Here is a 17,269-nt window from a genome sequence, read left to right as displayed (position 1 = left end):
TTATTGGAAGAAAAGAGGAGGTGTTTTATATAATTAGCCTAAAGTTTGTTAAATTGGGCCATATGGATCTTTTGGAGCAGCTCATTAAGAATATCGATCAGAATCCCGATTCGATTTTGGTGATTCGTCAACAGACGGAACAGCAATTGCTCGCCCATCAGCATGATAAGGGGCAGCTTTTACTGGTTTACGGTGGGATTGCTTACCTGCAGACGCAGGAAAGGGACTATTATATTCCTTCTAATCATTATATCTGGATCCCGGGCCATTTTTCCCATAATCTGATGTTCAATACCAAGGATTTACAAATTATCAATTTTTACTACCCCAGTCAGGGTTATGCTGGTTTTTACGATGAACTGGGGATTTATCCGGTGAGTAAGCTCTTGTCCGAAATGCTCGTCTTCAGTGAAAAATGGCAGGGTGATTTTTTTCAGGGGTCCTGGGAATTTGAGTTTTTGAATACGGTGAAAAATCTGTTGCCGAAGGAGCATCTGAAGAAATTTGCAATTCAGCTTCCGGTTACTGATGACACCCGTCTGAATGCTATCACGAACTATTTACGTTCGAAAATAAGTGAATCTTTGGCGCTGGAGGACATTGCCAGAACTTTTGGCTATAGTGTAAGGACCTTAACGCGGTTGTTCAAAAGCAAATTGCATATTTCTATTGTGCAGTATGTGAAAATGCTCCGGGTGATCCGTGCGATGGAATTGATGAAGGACACGGATCTTACGATTACCGAAATTGCCTATGAAGTGGGCTATTCGAATATTTCGGCATTCAGTAATACATTTTCCCAGCTGACCAATATGCGTCCGAGTGATTTTAAAACGATGTAGGTTTCGCTCTAATATGTGGACAGCTAGGCAATTCGTTTTTTGAGTTGAGCTGCGACGATATTCAGGTTAGCAGGAAACAACATCCCAAGTTAACTGTTTTATAAGAGTATGACCTTAGCCGGTCGGAAAACTGAAGTGAAAAATATGATCAAGTGAATTAGAATTTTAGAACATAAAATATAAAAAACAATGGAATACAGGAAATTAGGAGATAGTGATTTAGAGATTTCAGCGATTACTTTCGGTGCGTGGGCCGCTGGAGGTTGGATGTGGGGCAGTACGGATCGAAACGATGCAATCGAAGCGATCAAAGCTTCTTATGATGTCGGTGTAACGGCTATCGATACTGCACCGATCTATGGTCAGGGAACGAGTGAAGAAATCGTCGGTGAGGCGATTAAGGGAATTTCGCGGGATAAGGTCCAGCTATTGACCAAATTTGGCATGCGTTGGGATCTGGCAGAGGGGAATTTAGCAATGCATAGTAAAAACAATGCGGGTGAAGCGATCGATATCTACAAGTTTGCGGGGAAGGACAGTATTATTTACGAATGTGAACAGAGTTTACGCCGTCTAGGGACAGATTATATTGATCTGTATCAAATTCACTGGCCCGATACGACAACTGCAATAAGTGAAACGTTTGAAGCCGTTGGCCGGTTGATTGAACAGGGCAAGGTGCGCTATGCCGGTGTCTGTAATTATAGTGCCTCACAAATGGAGGAAGCTGAAAAAACGTTGAAATTGGTATCCAATCAAGTTCCGTTCAGTATGGTGAATCGGGGTATTGAAGAGGAAACCGTTTCTTACAGTGTGGTGAACAATAAATCGATTTTAGCTTATAGCCCATTACAAAGAGGGTTACTGACAGGTAAGATAACAACGGATTATCAATTTCAACCAGGAGACCACCGTGCAAATTTACCGCATTTTCAGCCTGAATTTATTGCTAAGACCAATGACTTACTGGCAAAAATAAAACCGATTGCTGATGAGCATCATGCTACCTTAGCCCAATTGGTACTGCGATGGACCATCGAAAGGGCGGGAATTACTGTTGCTTTGGCAGGAGCAAGAAATGCAGATCAAGCGGTTCAAAATGCGCAGGCAATTGCGATCCATTTAAGTCAAGAAGAAATAGATACCATTAATGAATTTGTTAGTAATTTTTAGAGAGCTATGGAAAAAAGAAATAATGCTTATCAATTAGAATTAAAAGAAGTTAGTCTGAAGAATGGGGATGCGGGAACAAAATCTTTACATTTAAATTTTGATAATCATGATGATCTGTTCAACATTTTTGAGGTGATCAGTTCGAAACAGATTTTTGATAATAAGGAAACAGCGACTGAATTTGCTTTGGGACTGAAATTGTTTACGGAAGTTATGTTGAAAAACAAAGAAAATCCTTTGTTTGAGGATTTACGTCCAGCAATTTTAGAATTTATGAAGAAATTGAAAAGTAGTTAAAAGGATAGCGGAATGGCCATAGCAAAGTAGTGATCACATGCCTTTCAGCTTGCGCGATACCAATTGTATAAAATAGGAAAAGATGTGCTTAGCACAGGTTCTTGATTTTATGGAATAGCTATTTGCTATCAGTGGAAATTAAATGTTGGAAGTTGCTTTGCTATCGCTTTTTTGCATTACGCACGGTTGTAATGTTTATTGGACCGTACTTAAACTAAAATAGATTAAAATAATGAAATGGATCAATAACATGGTCTTTGTACTGACTTTATTTGGAATTATGGATCATACTTTAGCTCAGCAATACCACAGCGATGCGCTGATAGAAGCCGCTTCTTTTGGGAAATATCGGGCCATTGGCGTAAGTGTAAACACTGCTAATCGGCTATTTGTGGCTTTTCCGAAACAAAATACCGATTATCAGTACGGATTAACAGAAATTGTGAACGGCGAGCGTGTTCCTTATCCGAATGAAGAATGGAATAAACCGGGCGAAGAAGCCGGGCATTTTGTGAGCGTTCAGGATTTGTATGTTGATGCGAATGATTTTCTTTGGGTATTGGATTCGAAACCTGCACCATCAGGTTCTATTTTTGGCGATAATGGCGAAGCTGCAGAAGGGCAGTTCAAATTATTAAAAATCAATACCCGGACAAATCAAGTTGAGAAGCGCTATAGCTTTGATGATCTGGATAAATCTAAATCGGGTTTGAACGATGTGCGTGTTGATGTCCAAAAGAATAAAGCCTATCTATCAGATCCTGGTCAAGCAGCAATTATTGTACTGGATTTAGCAACAGGGAAAACACGTCAAGTTTTAGAAATGACATCTTTTACTTTAGCCGATCCTGATCTGATACTTGTGTATGATGGAGTGGAAATGCGGGATAAAAACGGTAAACCGTTTATGTCAAATGTGAATGGTATTGCTTTAACGCATGATTTTAAATATTTTTATTTTAAACCGATTAATAAAACACATTTATATCGCATCGAAACGAAATATTTGACAGATGAATCTTTGACCGAGAAAGAATTGGAGTCGAAAGTTGAAGATATGGGGGATGTGGGTGTAACACATGGACTGATTGCCGATAAAAAGGGCAATATTTATTTAACCAATTCCTTGGACTATACCATTAAGTATTTAAGTCCAGATGGTCAGCTGCATACTTTAGTACAGGATTCAAGGTTACTCTGGCCAGATTCACTAGGCATCGGAACAGATGGCTTTCTGTATTTTTCTTGTGCTCAACTTCCACAGGATCCAAATTGGAGCAATGGAAAGAACAGAACGGAATTACCGTATCGTGTCTTCAAAGTACAATTACCTTAAATCTGGAGTCAATCTTATTTGAAAATCCGACTAAATTTGCCACAACAAGATTGATTCCTGCTTTCTTGCTGTGGATATCGATTTGTACGGATACGGTATTACGTAAAAGCAGCTTATGCAGGTGAACATTATGCGAGAATAACAGTTTGTAGCGCTCCAAAGATAACTGTACAATGTTTACATAAATGTATTGATAATAGAGACAAGGCCGATTATGATCAATCCGATGTACACGTATATAAAGAATTTTTTATGTTCGATCCGGTGGTTTAACCATCTGCCGATATAGATAGCCGGAATCATAACGGGAATTGATTTTAAGAAATAGAGGACAACTTCTTCTGTGATGAGATCTTTAAAATAATAACCGACTACGCTGATGAAGCTGACAGGTAAAAAATAACCTTGTAAGGTTGCTCTAAATTCGCTGGGATTCCAGCCTTTGATTTTTCCGTATACAACGAGCGGAGGACCGTTGATGCCGAAGGCTCCACCCAATACACCTGATGCTATACCACAGGTCCAGAGCCATAAGCTGTTATGATCTGCTGTTTTAGCCTGTGTGTTTTTAGCAGTTAAGGCATAGGCTGAATATGCAATTAGTAATATTCCCAATCCGATTTTAATCCATTTATCATTACCATACAGCAGCATACCCAAACCGGCTGGCAGGCCGATCAATGCGGCAAGTACGAGGTATTTGGCACTTTTAACATCTATTTTTTTGTGATCCTGAACGACGACCAATAAGGCAATGGCGACAGATAACATGACGGACATGGGAACTGCGATATCGAGCGGCAGAATAAAACTTAATAACGGAACTGCGATTAAGGCTTCGCCGAATCCAAACGTCGATCTGACTAATGTTGCAATAAAATTTATACCCAGTACTTTGATCAGTATGATATCCATCTGTATGTTGTTTTTAAATTAGTGGCGTATGTGCACAGCTTATGATGTTTTATTCTTTAAGAAATGTATCCTGCGAATAGGGTCTATTGACAAGTAAGCGTTCTTATTTTTAATTTTTTGGCAGCCGTGTTCATGTACTGCTTTGGATCAAAATATACCCTTATTTTTCAGGTTATCGCAACAGTATTTTTTTGCGTCTGCAAATAATCTACAAGGATAAAAAAAACGCAGTGAAAACAGCCTGCAAATAGGGGGTGTAGGTTGTTTAAATGTCTATTTTGAGAGCCTCAAGATGCATTATTCTTAAACGATAAATATACGAAATAATAGCCGGTTTTGAGGTGTTAATTGAGGGCTAAATGTCGTTAATTTGTTTATTTTCTTCATCTTTTCGGTTTAATAAAAAGATGAAGAAAAATGCGAACAAATTTTATCGCATAACCATGATCGAATAGCTGGATGGTGGGATTTATTAAGGATTTAGCTCAGGTTGCTTTGCTGTGGTTTATTGTTATTTTGATAGGCATCAATCTGTTCTAAAAGTTCCATTGACTTTAATAGGGGCGTCCAATCATTGCCGTTGAAAATAAAGCGAAACCATTTCTTATCTCTATTTTCAAAATTGATATTGATGAAAAGCCAAATGGACAGATATGTGCATGCAAAGGTTATGCTGCCTTGTAAAAACCATAACAGCCAGCTTCCATTGTCCAGCATGCTATCATTCCAATAAAAGGTGGTCCAGACCGGTAACTGTAAGAAAAGTAGACGGGTGACCCATAAGGTGGTTGATTTTAGATGAGCTATTTTCTTTTGTGTCTCTAAGATGGGGCCGCTGATATCGACCTGATAAATGGTGATAAGCTGGTAGCTATAGGTGATCAATGCAATGGCCGACAGCATGACTTGAACCGTAGCTGAAAACAGAAAAAAGAGATTTGTTTTAGGGAAAGCGTATAAGAATAAGTAAACGACTACTGTTCCTAAAAAACCGACCCATACGATCCCCACTAAGATCGTGAAAAGCTTGATCGGCTTCATTGATGATAGAAAATGCGCCACTTTTATATGCGTAATAGCTGCTGTATTTTGTGTGCTGATAGCCAGGTTAGTATCCAACTTTTCCTGTGCCGTTTGCCAAAGCTTTTTTAATTCTAACTCGTTCATTTCTTTATGGTTTTATTGTGAAAACTTTGTTTTTAATTTATCCTTGATGCGTCCTATTTTTGTTCCTATGTTGCTGACGGATAGCCCTAAAATCTCTGCCATCTCGTGGTGGCTTTTGTCTTCCAGATACATCAATATAAGGGCTTTGTCCAATTCTCTCAATTCGCTGATAAACTGTTCTAATAAGTCAAGCTGCTGTTCTGTTTCTACTTTTTCCTCCTTGTATACATCTGATGTCTGCTCATTGAGAACCGTGAATCGGTTTGTCCTCGTTGTGTTTTTCCGATAAAAGGAAATCGCGACATTGAGTGAGATACGGTATAACCAGGTTGATATTTTAAACTGCTCTTTATATCTCGGAACAGATTGCCAGATCTGTATCATCATTTCCTGCATCAGATCATCCCTATCATGCTCGTCATGGCAATACACACGGGCAACTTTGAACAAAATTCCTTTGTGCTGTTCAATTATTTGCTGAAAGAATTCTTTTTGTTCCTGCTTGTTCATGATAAGTGCGCATGCCAACTCTTAATTTTATGTAAAGTTGTTGGGTTATACCTGATGTGTTTATCTCTTGCTTTATCCATAATAAGGCTTTGCGCAGAAATGTTTGCTAAAACGAACTTTGCTATGCGCGACCAGAAAAGCTGGATGTTAGTAGCCTGAAAGTACGGTTTCCAATGATGGAAAACAGGTGCTATCCGCTTCGGTAGCATACGATTTAAAGTGGCAGCAGTTATTGAAAATTCCATTGTTAAAAATATTAATTAAACTTATTTCCTTAATTATTCGCAGTGGGTGTCAAAAAATCACAGTTTTACACCAAATATTTTTTTTTCGGCTGGTTTTTGACTGTAGATTGTATAAAACACTTCAATCGCAGCCTCATAGGGTGACCAATCGGGTGTTTGGGTAGGAATGATCAGCGAATGGATTAGTTGATTTTAGGATGTTATTGCCGCTGAAATGCTGTGATTTACGTAGGAAAATAAGCTGAAGACATTTGGAGTACTGGATGAGGAATGTTGATCATGCATCTTTTTTATTGAAAAATAATATGGAATATGATTGATGCTGGCATCTTAAAGATGAGTATTAACCAATTCTATCATTTAATCTAGAACATCATGGCAGAGCTAAATCAAAAACAACCGGAAGCAGGAAAAAAGAAAATCAGAAGTAAAAAACTGGCTCCTAAAGTCGATCTGACAGCAATGGTGGATCTTGCATTCTTATTGATCACCTTTTTTATGCTGACGACAACATTAAATAAACCTCATCGTCTAGATATCGCAATGCCTGATAAATCTGGGCATGAACCGATATTATTGGACGAAAGACGTGTGGTATCGCTTCTGTTAACTGATAAAGGATTGATGTGGTATCATGGCGATTTTAACCATCCGATCTCGAAACCGGAGTTCACTGACCTCAGTAAGAATGGGATAAGAAAAGTATTGGATCGCATGAAATTGGAGATCCCTGCAAAGGCGGATGGCAAGGACATGATTGTATTGATCAAACCAAGTAAGGAAGCACGGGCGGTGGATGTGGTACAGGCCCTGGACGAAATGAAGCATGTCGATATTAAACGCTATACCATCAGTAAAATAGGGGCAGATGAAGAAAAGATGGTCTTAGCTTCTCTATAATTTATTTTTGAAATTTCCGCATAGCGCTTCGTCCGATACAGACGAAGCGCTATGTTTTTAATCCTTATCTAGTTTTTCCCAGAATTGTGTTACCTGTGCTTTGATCACTTCAGGCAACTGACTGTAATTATCCGAGTATGTCGTCTTTTGGTACCCATCTGCTTGATCTGCCTGTAACCTGTAAAACTGTTTGTTGTAGAGTACAAGTGCGATGCAGCTAAGCTGTTTGTCCATATCACCTTTTGGGTGTCGTGAATAGACAAAAATAGCATCTAGTTTTCCATCTTTATCGGCATCAAAAAAAGCTTTCCGGGCATCCCAGACGGAAGTGACGATATCTTTTTCTGAAACATGGTCTTCGGCAACAACAGTCCATTTGTCGTTATTTTTTTGAAACTGCTGGATATAGAGGTGATCGGGATCTGCATTCCGTTGTTCTTTCGAGAATACGATAAAATTATCTTCATTTGCTGTGGTGATATGCTCTACCTGTAGCACTCTTTTTCCTTTGAAGGGAAAACCAGATTGTTCGAAATTGGCTTTATTGACCGAAATGCTGGTAATCTGTGCATCGGCTGCACCCATACTGAATCCTAGTATAAGGAGTATAGCTAGTTGTTTCATCATATTTTTATTGTAAACGGGCTCTATTTGATTTAATCTTTCTTGAAGGTAGTTATTTATAGTGAAATATGTTAATTTTAGCACAGCAATTAACTATTTGATGTTCTACTAAAGAACTTAAAGGATCGTTATATAGTAAACCTTAATGAAGTTGATCATTAACATGAAATATTCGAAATTAACCACCATATTACTTGCATTAGTGTTCTTTTCTGCCTGTAACCAGCATGGGAATGCTGGGGCATCAAAAGAAAAAGAACAGGAAACAGCCCGGAAAAGTAACGTGATCGACTTGATAGGGGACTTACATAATAAGGTAAAAGAACTGTATAAATGGAATGAAACCAACAGTTCGCAAGTGGATTTTGAACCATTACTACTAAAAGAAGCGGATAGTGTTTACGCGGGACTTGATCTGGAAAGACATAAAATGAGAATCAACGAACTGCGAGAAACAAATCTATTCACGGATCAGTTTATTTCCAATTATGATAATATAGGCTTGATCATCGACGAGAAACTCCGAAACAAATCGTGGGTATGGTATGTGGGTGAACTTCCGCCATTTGGTAACGGAGCAAATCCCTGGTGCAACTGTCAGGATAATCCAGATAATTTCTGGGAAAAGATCATATTAAGAGATGTGAATTTTGCTAACAATATGGCCACTTTCAACTGGTCGTGGGGAGATGGCTTTAATTACAAAGCGAAGGCTGTGTTAGCTAACGGTATCTGGAAAATTGATTATCTGGAAGGTTTTGATCCGAAGGTGTTTCTTCCATCAGAATAAATGGATTACCTTTGTTAAATTATCTATTGAGATTATGCAGCTTTATCCGTCATTGATGCTTTCCGCTATTGTAAAACACTACCTCATCATCAAGCATGATCATGATGGGTATGCCGATTATCGCTTGTTTTCGGATGGCAATCCGGGTTTGGTCTTTCACTTTAAAGATCCTTTCTTACAGGTTAATGCTTGTGAATCGGGAAGTAAACAGCCGCATAGTTTTCTTTATGGACAGATGACACATTTTAATGATATCAAGTCGGTCGGAAAATTGGATATGTTGATTGTGGTTCTCCATCCACATGGTCTGCATGCGCTGACGAACTTATCGGCTTATGAATTGAACAATACCATTACACCTTTGCGTACTGTTTTTGGTCAGGAGGGAAGTGATATGGAGGAGCAGGTATTGAGTTCTAAAAGCCCTTCTGAAGCGATAAAAGCGATCGAAAAGCTGTTGATATGCCGCGTGAATCGGTTTCAAAAGCAAGATGGTCTTATGCATGGGGCTTTAGATTTGATTTATCAAGCAAACGGAATGATTGCTGTTGCTGACCTGATCCAAAAACTGCCGGTAACGGAACGGCAATTGGAGCGCAAGTTTAAAGAGCAGGTCGGAATCGCTCCTAAGAAATTTATAGACGTCATCAAGTTCCAGCATTTTCTCAAATCATTGCAAAAATCTTCTTCAGATGTTAACCTTTCTCAGGTTGTATATGCCTGTGGCTATTATGATCAGGCGCATCTGAATAATTGTTTCAAGCGTCAGGCAGGGGTTACCCCGATGCAATATCGCCATCATGATCATCTTCTTGCAATCAACCTGATGCAGGTGCTGTAAAACGATATTGTCGGTTTTTTCCAATTTATTGCGTGGTCATCCCACTAATTTTGAATCATTAATGGTTTTAAAAAATTAGAAATCAATGGAAAACTTAAAAATTGCCAGTGTACAGTTTGAAAATCGAAGTGGAGATAAGGCTTATAATCTTGACCTGATCAAAAAGCTTACTGCTGAAGCGGCAGAACAGGGAGCTGATGTGGTTGCTTTTCATGAATGTTCAATTACCGGTTATACCTTTGCCCGCAACCTTTCCCGTGAGGAAATGCTGGAGCTCGCGGAGCTGATCCCTGATGGTCCATCAGTAAACGCATTAACAGCAATCGCTAAAGAATATAAAATGACCATCTTGGCCGGCCTTTTTGAAAAAGATATTGCCGGTAATCTTTTTAAAGCGTATATCTGTGTTGATGAAACAGGTCTGATCGCGAAACACCGAAAGCTGCATCCGTTTATCAATCCGCATCTTTCTCCGGGAACAGCTTATACCGTTTTTGAGATCAAGGGCTGGAAATGTGGGGTCTTAATCTGTTATGATAATAATATAATTGAAAATGTTCGAGCGACGACTTTACTTGGTGCGCAGGTGATCTTTATGCCGCATGTAACCATGTGTACACCTTCAACACGTCCAGGTGCTGGATTTGTAGATGCCAAATTATGGGAAAATAAAGAAGAAAATGCTACGTTACTTCGGGAAGAGTTTGACGGGTTGAAAGGCCGCAGCTGGCTGATGAAATGGTTACCTGCACGTGCCTATGACAATGCCATATATGCTGTTTTTTCAAATCCTATCGGTATGGATGACGATCAGTTGAAGAATGGCTGTGCGATGATTATCGATCCTTATGGTGATATCATGGCGGAATGCCGTTCATTGGATAATGAAATCTGTGTAGCGGAACTAACTGCCGATAAGTTGGTGAAAGCGGGCGGATACCGATATATCAAGGCAAGGAAGCCTGGCCTGTATCGAGATATTTTAGGAAAAGAACATGTGAGTGAGCAAAAGGTGGTGTGGCTGGATAAGTAGCTGGGCTATTCGCAATTAAGAAATTGTCAGTGACACCTATTTTTAAGACTGGCTGATTAAGGGACGGTATCCAGGATGTTTAAAACATGCTCGGGTACCGTTTTTTGCGATTTTGAAATCAAGAGGAGTTGTGTATATTTGAGTACTGGCTATTGCCGCTAATACCAATTTATATTTAAGACTTTAATCTTTCAATACCGCTCATCAAGATAAGAACAGCATGACTTTAATACACCTCCATAAAATCCTGCTAATAGCTGGTGCGCTTACGGGCTTTGGTTTTTTGTTTTATCTCTTTCTGGGAGATGGTGTTGCATTTGAAACGCATGGTATATGGGCTAGTTTTGCCAACCTGTTAGGGGTTGTGATTCTACTGTCTCAGTTTATACTCCACTTTATTGTGCTGCTGATCATTTGTGGCACCGGTACAAAGGGCCAAGAATTGACCGTCAAGCAAATGTGGATCATCGGTATCTACTGTTTGATTGCCGTGGTTGCGAATATCGTACTTATTCTAAAGCATACGACGGTTTCCCGGTCTGAAATGACGGTTGAGCGGAAATGGCGCAATTCTGAAAAATACGAATGGGAACCTGCAATATCCAATCCTGAAGGCTATCCGGTACGTGTGGTGGAAGGTCGTTTTTTTATTGAATCGTGGAGTAGAAATAATGCTTTTCCGGATATTGACAATAAATTTTACGATAGTCGCTGGGGGATAGGTACGTCTACTTTTATGAGTTCGGATCAGGGTGCTCTGGTGATGCCGGACAGCTTGCGTCTTTCCTGGTATTCTGTTGTGGAAGATTGTTATTATAAACTCAATGTGGCTCTGGATAAAGAAAAAATAAGTGGCCTGTTTAAGAAGGGTTTTGAAGCGAAGAATCATAATGGCGTATTCCACCGGACTTATGATGAAATTATTGTCGGATTGGCACCGGGAGGAGATGCGGCATTATGGGTTGGCGGAAATTGGGGAAATGCTGTCGAAGTGAGTTTTTATCAGGCACAAAAAATAGATAGTACGGAGATTGAACTTGGTCAACGTCAGATGATCCAGGAGGAATTGGGAAGACTTCGTGCATCAAAAGACTGGCTTGAGCAGACACATAATGCTGATAATCTTCATGCATATGATAAATGGCGCAAAAAATATCGCAAACCCTATGCCTGGCGTCTTCAGTTTGTGAAGGATGCCGATTTGGTTAATCCGGAGGTGGAAGTTGAATTTTTCAATGGTGAGCAGGTGACCATCATCGACAGTCTATTGCCGGAACAGGATTTTCCAGTGCATGCTGTACCTTCTTCTTTGTTTTTAACTTCGACTGGACCTGATGGTAAAACAAAGCGTGATTATGTTGTTTTAGATGAGGGAAATACGTTTAATGTGTTTGAGAAGCTTACGATGAGTAAACAGAAAATAACAGTATTTGTTACCTGTAAAATTAATAAGCAAGGTGAAATAGAAAAGATAACGGCTAAAAATAATTTGGAAGAGCTTCCGTTAAAATTAAAAGCGGACTAAAATTTGATCGTATTAACGGTAATGATTAAAACTAAAAAATGGACGATAAATTAATTGAACAGCTCAATTTATGGCATGAGAAAAGTAAGCACCGTCAAATTATTGAGACGCTTGAACAACTGCCGGCATCGGAATTAACCTATACGTTGAAAAACATGCTGGGACGGGCCTATAATAATGTTTCGGATTACGGAAAAGCGCTTGACATTTTACTGTCGGAAAGTACAGCAGGAGCGGAAGATCCCTTGTGGAATTTTAGGGTGGGCTATGCTTACTACTATGGTAAGGAATATGAAAAGGCATTGCCTTATTTTCAAAAAAGTGCCGCGTTAGGGGATAGCACGGCTAAGAATTTTGAGGAATGGTGTGTTCAGGAGCTGAAAAATAAAATGGAGCAACCTCCAACAAATGATGGTGCTGATCTGGATAAAAAATGGTTTGATTTTACCTCACAATTTGTTGATAAGCTCAGCAATAATGAGAATGATTGGAATGCCCTTTCAGAGCACGAACAGGAATTGGCGGCGCTTTGGAAACTTGAAATGGATATGTATAATGGCGGTTTTCTGCAGTTTTTCTGTAATTGGGGAACGGCATGTTATGGCCATGCGGTAAGGGCGTTGATGCGCTTAAAAGCAACGGAGTCATTATCTATTATACAAAAGCAATATGAAATTATTGAACATCTGGAGGATAATAAAGAAATAGAGAAGTTGTGGGATATTCCGAATTATCTAACGGATGCTGAACAGCATGAAATTTCTGAGGTCCTGGATCTACAGTACTGGGATAATAAAGATCAGATTATTGAAAAGACTTTTACAGTTTACGCGGATTTAATGGATAATAATGAAGGAAATACGGAACGTAAATCGACTTTAAATCAGATTGCCTGGTCTTTTTCATCGGAAGCGTACACAGATGCAGCACTATTTAATGAGGAGCTGACGCAATACCAAAAAGATATTTTTGGTACTGCCGAACGATGGAATCCGAATGAGATTTTGCTGAACGCCCCAGCGGTACAGATCCAATATGAAGCCTGGATCATGAAACCGTCGGACTTGCTGGAGAATGAACGTCTATTTTCGGAAGATGAGGATATTTTTGATGGGGAGGCCGATGATGAAGGATATCAGGTCGAAATTGTAGCTCAGTTTAAAGCAGATAATGGTGAGAATTTCAGTGCTTTGGAATTTTTGATGAAGGCACATAATCAACAGACAAATAAGGAACTTGGCGACCATGTATTTTTCGAGGGTATTGCTGAAGAACCTACTGAAGTGGATGGTGTGCCGACGTATTATATTGCTTGCGGCAGCTAAGTAATCCGATAATTTTATACTTCGTAATCGTTAATAGAAATTGAAATCATGGAGCTATGGTGAGAAATATAACTGGTTGGGACTGTTTGTTTTGTTATCTGGTATAACGTTGACGGTGTGCAGTTGCCAAAATAGAGCTACAGATACCGTACAAAATAGAAGTGCGGATCAGGACAGCAATTTCGTTATACGTGATTCTCTGGTTATGCAGGCAGATAAAAGAACGGTATTGCCTGATACCATCGTGATTTCTAAAAAATATGATCCCAATGTTGTTGTCTGTGATATGGATGGCGACAGCCGGTTGGATACGGTGCATATCGTTCAAAATACGATGAACAATAAATATGGTCTTAAAGTGTCTTTCGGCAACAAAAAAACTACCTATCTAGGAATGGGACAGGATATTTTAGGTCAGGGATTTGATGATATTGACTGGGTCGGTATTTTTGAAAAAGTGCCGAGAGGAGAGATCTATTATAATAATGTTAGTGATGAAGGTGAAATTATGACAGAAGATGAGGTTGATGAAAAGGATAAAATTAAATTACCGCATGATGGTGTTTTTATCCACCAGGCAGAGGCTTGTGGTGGTGGGATCATTTACATGAATAACGGTAAATTTGAGTGGATTCAACAGGAGTAACTTTTGACCAATGTCATGTGCATAGACAGAAAATGAATTATTTTTGATGCTCGATCAGCTGAATCTGTAGTTATCATAATGATCACTCTGACCAAATCCGTTCGGGATAGGGTAAGAAATAAAACGGCCAATCTCCTATAGTGAGATTGGCCGTTTTACTTTTTATAAGCTGCGATTAATTAGCAGGATAAACGAATGGTTTACCATCAATCGTATTATTTTTGATATTGGCATTGATAACGCGCTCAAACAAAATTTCCTTTTTGTTCCAGTGAAATGCCGGATACTCCTTATTTGTCTTAATCGTATTGTTATTGAAAGTAATGCCATCTACAGATTTCGCATATAGAATCGGCTTATCAAAAGTTTCAAAATAGTTGTTTTCGATCTTGATACCGCTATGGAAGTATTTCTGCTGGTTTTTCAAGTCTGGAATCTCTGGATAGATGGAGATCACCGCATTGGTGAACTGGAACATGTTGGTCAAAGCATTGATAAACTTATTGTTTTTGATCGTGATATCACGGCATGTACTGTTTCGTACCAGCCGTTGCTATCGCCACATAAAAGAATGGCTGTTCCTGAGGTATGATCAAATAGATTATTTTCCACTACGGTCTTTTGAGGAGTACTGAACAGTGCACCCCGTGCTCTGTTGTTTCGTACAGTATTGCCTTTAAACTCTACTTTTGGTGTCCACGTCAGGTTTTCAATACCGATGTCCAATTTGGTTGGATCGATGTAATCATCTAAGGGTTTTGTGAATACAATTTTGAAATCCTCGATCGGATCGCTATCTTTTTTACGGATTACTTCGATGGATTGAATACTGTTTTTATTGTCCCAGAGCTCCATTGTTTTGGATTGGATAAACTGTACTGAATCGGTCGCATAGCCCCAGTCAAAACCATAGGACTGTTCGTGCATGTATTTTGCAAGTACGGTTTTATTGTCCAGTTTTTGTGTGATTTTGAGATAGGTACCATGAATATTGATCGCATCGTCCATCATGTTTTCATATAGTCCATTATTGGATATGATCACACCTTTACAGCCTGAGAAATGGGTTGCATCTGCCTGTGCTGTAAAATAACGGGGATCGTTTTTCCCTCTTAATGAGACATTGAATTTTTCTAAATAAATATTTTCAGTCAGCTGTGCCAACAGACCCATTCCTTCGGAATAGTGAACCGATATATTCTCTAATTTGGTGTCTTTACCTTTGTGCACGAAAATACCGGGATTAGGTCTATGCCAGCTTCTCATGGCAACGACTGTTCCGGGTATTAATTTTGAATTCTTCCACTTGAAGGCTTTGATGATTCCTTTTGATATTTCTGCTACATGTGCTGTGCCCACTGCGATATCACTGGTATTGTACACGATATGCTTTGTTTTTTCTTCAAAAGCTATACCGGAGGTGGGTTTCATTTCCCAACCTTCACCAGTATTGTAAAAGGTGCTGTCTTTGATGGTATAAGTGACCCAGGGAGCAGTCTGGTACGTGATTGTACCTGCTTGGGTATCGTTTTCTAAGATTTTAACCTGACAGATCTGGGGTTGCTCGAAGTCGATATGCAGATTTTTAAGGCTGAGGTTTTGATTTTCAACCAATGAAAGGGGTAACATACGTCCATGAAAGATCAGGTCTGACCCTTGTCCGTCTATGGTGATGTTGCTGAGGTTTTCTAAGGTAATACCAACGGTCTTAGGATTGTCCTGATCATGGTTGGAGATGTAATAGGTTCTTTTTTGTGCTCCTTCTTCATGGAAATCGTAACGTCCTTTTTTGAATTTGATTACTATAGGATTACCTTTTCCCGCCTCAGTAACTATTTTCTGAATCGCTTGATTGAGGGTTGCACTGCTGTTTTTCCCCGTATTGGGTTAATGCCATACTTTGTTAAGTCGTAGACTTTGGGCGTAGAATTTGCCTGTGTCTGAAAGCTGATGAAAGCGATCATAACGACCGACATGTTTTTTCTGAACCAATTTGTCATTTTAATAAATTAGTAAGTTCGGTTTTTAAAAGATTTAAGGTTTTATATTGGGGGCTTTATGTCCGATATATTATGTACAAACATAGTTTAATAGATCAGGATTTCAAAGTGGCTATTGGCTTAAAAATGCATTTACGGCCATTGTAATCAGATTAATACGTGTTCTCAAAGCAATGCAGCTGATCGACAGAGCTGTCCTTATTTCTGTTTTTTCGAAGTAAAACGGTCATGCAAACGTTTGTCATTGCAGATATTTTTGAGTCCTTCATCAAGAGGATGAATATAACTTTTTTGATTTGGGGCATATTTTGTAATTTGACAAAAAACTAAAGAATAGATGCCTTTTACATTTTCTCATCCTGCATTGGTATTGCCATTGACATATTTACCAAGACATTGGTTTTCGCTGACGGGACTTGTTATCGGCAGTTTGACGCCTGATTTTGAATACTTTTTGAGAATGAAGATTAGGAGCGATTATAGTCATACAATCGCAGGTCTATTATGGTTTGATCTACCATTAGGACTAGTACTTGCTTTTATTTTTCACAATATAGTTCGTAATAGCTTAGTTGATAATATGCCTATCCTCCTCAAATCAAGGTGTTTTGTATTTAAACAGTTTGACTGGAATCGTTATTTTAGAAAGAATTGGACAATCGTTATTATTTCAGTGCTTATCGGTGCGCTATCACATGTGTTATGGGACAGTTTTACACACGATGATGGTTATTTTGTTCGGCGATTTTCTGAGCTGGCAACTTCGATTAATCTTCTGGGTATACAAGTGCCTATTGTAAAGATATTGCAACATGTTTCTAGTTTTATTGGTGCGATCGTTATTGCTTTTGCTATTTATAAACTACCTGTTCAAAAGGAAAATTTAACTTCTGCTCGTTTAATGTACTGGTTACTGCTGTTGGGGCTGATGTTGTTTATTGTTGCTTTGAGATTTTTATCAGGACTTCAGTTTCAGCAATTTGGCAATGTAATCGTCAGTGCAATAGCTGCCGGACTTATTGCCTTTATTATTGTTCCTCTGGTTATTGAGACAAAAAGTGATTAATATTGGATTGGTATCGTTGATCTGAAAACAGAAA

The 17,269-nt window shown here is 39.0% G+C and carries 18 protein-coding genes; 12 read left to right on the top strand and 6 right to left on the bottom strand.

Features of this window, described 5'->3' with window-relative positions; translation table 11 throughout:
* Positions 1-62 precede the first annotated feature (62 nt).
* The 4 genes from L950_RS03565 to L950_RS03550 all read left to right on the top strand — a co-directional run bounded on the left by L950_RS03565 (position 63) and on the right by L950_RS03550 (position 3,648).
* Positions 63-842 carry a helix-turn-helix domain-containing protein gene (locus tag L950_RS03565; protein WP_031289246.1) on the top strand — a complete coding sequence of 260 codons (780 nt, stop codon included), beginning with the start codon at positions 63-65 and terminating at the stop codon, positions 840-842.
* 189 nt (positions 843-1,031) lie between these two features.
* A complete protein-coding gene (locus tag L950_RS03560; protein WP_021191613.1) occupies positions 1,032-2,015 on the top strand; it encodes an aldo/keto reductase in 984 nt (327 codons plus the stop codon).
* A 6-nt stretch (positions 2,016-2,021) separates the two neighbouring features.
* Positions 2,022-2,312 (top strand): DUF3861 domain-containing protein, encoded by a 291-nt coding sequence (locus L950_RS03555; protein WP_021191612.1) that lies wholly within the window; start codon positions 2,022-2,024, stop codon positions 2,310-2,312.
* A 232-nt stretch (positions 2,313-2,544) separates the two neighbouring features.
* A complete protein-coding gene (locus L950_RS03550) occupies positions 2,545-3,648 on the top strand; it encodes an L-dopachrome tautomerase-related protein (protein WP_021191611.1) in 1,104 nt (367 codons plus the stop codon).
* Between the two features lie 177 nt (positions 3,649-3,825).
* Here L950_RS03550 and L950_RS03540 read toward each other — a convergent pair whose 3' ends face one another.
* The 3 genes from L950_RS03540 to L950_RS03530 all read right to left on the bottom strand — a co-directional run bounded on the left by L950_RS03540 (position 3,826) and on the right by L950_RS03530 (position 6,258).
* Positions 3,826-4,563: a sulfite exporter TauE/SafE family protein gene (locus L950_RS03540; RefSeq protein WP_021191609.1), complete on the bottom strand. Its 738-nt coding sequence runs from the start codon at positions 4,561-4,563 to the stop codon at positions 3,826-3,828.
* A gap of 480 nt (positions 4,564-5,043) precedes the next feature.
* Positions 5,044-5,730: a hypothetical protein gene (locus tag L950_RS03535; protein ID WP_021191608.1), complete on the bottom strand. Its 687-nt coding sequence runs from the start codon at positions 5,728-5,730 to the stop codon at positions 5,044-5,046.
* A gap of 12 nt (positions 5,731-5,742) precedes the next feature.
* Positions 5,743-6,258, bottom strand: coding sequence for an RNA polymerase sigma factor (locus L950_RS03530; RefSeq protein ID WP_197086216.1), 516 nt, complete (start codon positions 6,256-6,258; stop codon positions 5,743-5,745).
* Positions 6,259-6,860: 602 nt separating this feature from the next.
* Between L950_RS03530 and L950_RS03520 the strand changes: the two genes are divergently transcribed.
* Positions 6,861-7,385 (top strand): ExbD/TolR family protein, encoded by a 525-nt coding sequence (locus L950_RS03520; protein WP_021191605.1) that lies wholly within the window; start codon positions 6,861-6,863, stop codon positions 7,383-7,385.
* Between the two features lie 57 nt (positions 7,386-7,442).
* Here the strand turns inward: L950_RS03520 and L950_RS03515 are convergent, their stop codons facing one another.
* On the bottom strand, positions 7,443-8,012 hold the full coding sequence (locus tag L950_RS03515; RefSeq protein WP_156169510.1) for a hypothetical protein: 570 nt from the start codon (positions 8,010-8,012) through the stop codon (positions 7,443-7,445).
* Between the two features lie 160 nt (positions 8,013-8,172).
* On the opposite strand from L950_RS03515, the gene L950_RS03510 reads away from it, so the two are divergent.
* The 6 genes from L950_RS03510 to L950_RS03480 all read left to right on the top strand — a co-directional run bounded on the left by L950_RS03510 (position 8,173) and on the right by L950_RS03480 (position 14,169).
* Positions 8,173-8,799: a hypothetical protein gene (locus L950_RS03510; protein ID WP_031289244.1), complete on the top strand. Its 627-nt coding sequence runs from the start codon at positions 8,173-8,175 to the stop codon at positions 8,797-8,799.
* A 34-nt stretch (positions 8,800-8,833) separates the two neighbouring features.
* Positions 8,834-9,640 (top strand): helix-turn-helix transcriptional regulator, encoded by an 807-nt coding sequence (locus tag L950_RS03505; RefSeq protein WP_021191602.1) that lies wholly within the window; start codon positions 8,834-8,836, stop codon positions 9,638-9,640.
* An 85-nt stretch (positions 9,641-9,725) separates the two neighbouring features.
* A complete protein-coding gene (locus L950_RS03500; protein WP_021191601.1) occupies positions 9,726-10,673 on the top strand; it encodes a nitrilase family protein in 948 nt (315 codons plus the stop codon).
* Between the two features lie 220 nt (positions 10,674-10,893).
* Complete coding sequence (locus L950_RS25730; RefSeq protein ID WP_021191600.1) at positions 10,894-12,198, top strand: DUF2931 family protein; 1,305 nt, start codon at positions 10,894-10,896, stop codon at positions 12,196-12,198.
* Between the two features lie 38 nt (positions 12,199-12,236).
* Positions 12,237-13,523, top strand: a complete 1,287-nt coding sequence (locus tag L950_RS27540) for a DUF4375 domain-containing protein (RefSeq protein ID WP_021191599.1) — start codon at positions 12,237-12,239, stop codon at positions 13,521-13,523.
* A 40-nt stretch (positions 13,524-13,563) separates the two neighbouring features.
* Positions 13,564-14,169, top strand: coding sequence for a hypothetical protein (locus L950_RS03480; protein WP_021191598.1), 606 nt, complete (start codon positions 13,564-13,566; stop codon positions 14,167-14,169).
* A gap of 175 nt (positions 14,170-14,344) precedes the next feature.
* Here the strand turns inward: L950_RS03480 and L950_RS36235 are convergent, their stop codons facing one another.
* Positions 14,345-14,647, bottom strand: coding sequence for a hypothetical protein (locus L950_RS36235; protein ID WP_316930521.1), 303 nt, complete (start codon positions 14,645-14,647; stop codon positions 14,345-14,347).
* A 5-nt stretch (positions 14,648-14,652) separates the two neighbouring features.
* Positions 14,653-15,798: a hypothetical protein gene (locus L950_RS29340; RefSeq protein ID WP_197086214.1), complete on the bottom strand. Its 1,146-nt coding sequence runs from the start codon at positions 15,796-15,798 to the stop codon at positions 14,653-14,655.
* A 708-nt stretch (positions 15,799-16,506) separates the two neighbouring features.
* On the opposite strand from L950_RS29340, the gene L950_RS03470 reads away from it, so the two are divergent.
* Entirely contained in the window at positions 16,507-17,235 is a 729-nt protein-coding gene (locus L950_RS03470; RefSeq protein ID WP_021191597.1) for a DUF4184 family protein, read from the top strand.
* Positions 17,236-17,269 lie beyond the last annotated feature (34 nt).

It is taken from the genome of Sphingobacterium sp. IITKGP-BTPF85 (assembly GCF_001006065.1).
Lineage (GTDB): Bacteria > Bacteroidota > Bacteroidia > Sphingobacteriales > Sphingobacteriaceae > Sphingobacterium > Sphingobacterium anhuiense.
The sequence above is the reverse complement of the archived record's forward strand: the minus strand, read 5'-3'. Positions and strand labels throughout refer to the sequence as shown.

Excerpts from the sequence above, each read along its gene's own strand:
- L950_RS29340 (WP_197086214.1), bottom strand. The coding sequence starts at position 15,798 with ATGTTACCCCTTTCATTGGTTGAAAATCAAAACCTCAGCCTTAAAAAT.
- L950_RS03555 (WP_021191612.1), top strand. The coding sequence starts at position 2,022 with ATGGAAAAAAGAAATAATGCTTATCAATTAGAATTAAAAGAAGTTAGT.
- L950_RS36235 (WP_316930521.1), bottom strand. The coding sequence starts at position 14,647 with ATGTTCCAGTTCACCAATGCGGTGATCTCCATCTATCCAGAGATTCCA.
- L950_RS03500 (WP_021191601.1), top strand. The coding sequence starts at position 9,726 with ATGGAAAACTTAAAAATTGCCAGTGTACAGTTTGAAAATCGAAGTGGA.
- L950_RS03510 (WP_031289244.1), top strand. The coding sequence starts at position 8,173 with ATGAAATATTCGAAATTAACCACCATATTACTTGCATTAGTGTTCTTT.
- L950_RS03515 (WP_156169510.1), bottom strand. The coding sequence starts at position 8,012 with ATGATGAAACAACTAGCTATACTCCTTATACTAGGATTCAGTATGGGT.
- L950_RS03470 (WP_021191597.1), top strand. The coding sequence starts at position 16,507 with ATGCCTTTTACATTTTCTCATCCTGCATTGGTATTGCCATTGACATAT.
- L950_RS03535 (WP_021191608.1), bottom strand. The coding sequence starts at position 5,730 with ATGAACGAGTTAGAATTAAAAAAGCTTTGGCAAACGGCACAGGAAAAG.
- L950_RS25730 (WP_021191600.1), top strand. The coding sequence starts at position 10,894 with ATGACTTTAATACACCTCCATAAAATCCTGCTAATAGCTGGTGCGCTT.
- L950_RS03520 (WP_021191605.1), top strand. The coding sequence starts at position 6,861 with ATGGCAGAGCTAAATCAAAAACAACCGGAAGCAGGAAAAAAGAAAATC.
- L950_RS03540 (WP_021191609.1), bottom strand. The coding sequence starts at position 4,563 with ATGGATATCATACTGATCAAAGTACTGGGTATAAATTTTATTGCAACA.
- L950_RS03565 (WP_031289246.1), top strand. The coding sequence starts at position 63 with ATGGATCTTTTGGAGCAGCTCATTAAGAATATCGATCAGAATCCCGAT.
- L950_RS03550 (WP_021191611.1), top strand. The coding sequence starts at position 2,545 with ATGAAATGGATCAATAACATGGTCTTTGTACTGACTTTATTTGGAATT.
- L950_RS03505 (WP_021191602.1), top strand. The coding sequence starts at position 8,834 with ATGCAGCTTTATCCGTCATTGATGCTTTCCGCTATTGTAAAACACTAC.
- L950_RS27540 (WP_021191599.1), top strand. The coding sequence starts at position 12,237 with ATGGACGATAAATTAATTGAACAGCTCAATTTATGGCATGAGAAAAGT.
- L950_RS03560 (WP_021191613.1), top strand. The coding sequence starts at position 1,032 with ATGGAATACAGGAAATTAGGAGATAGTGATTTAGAGATTTCAGCGATT.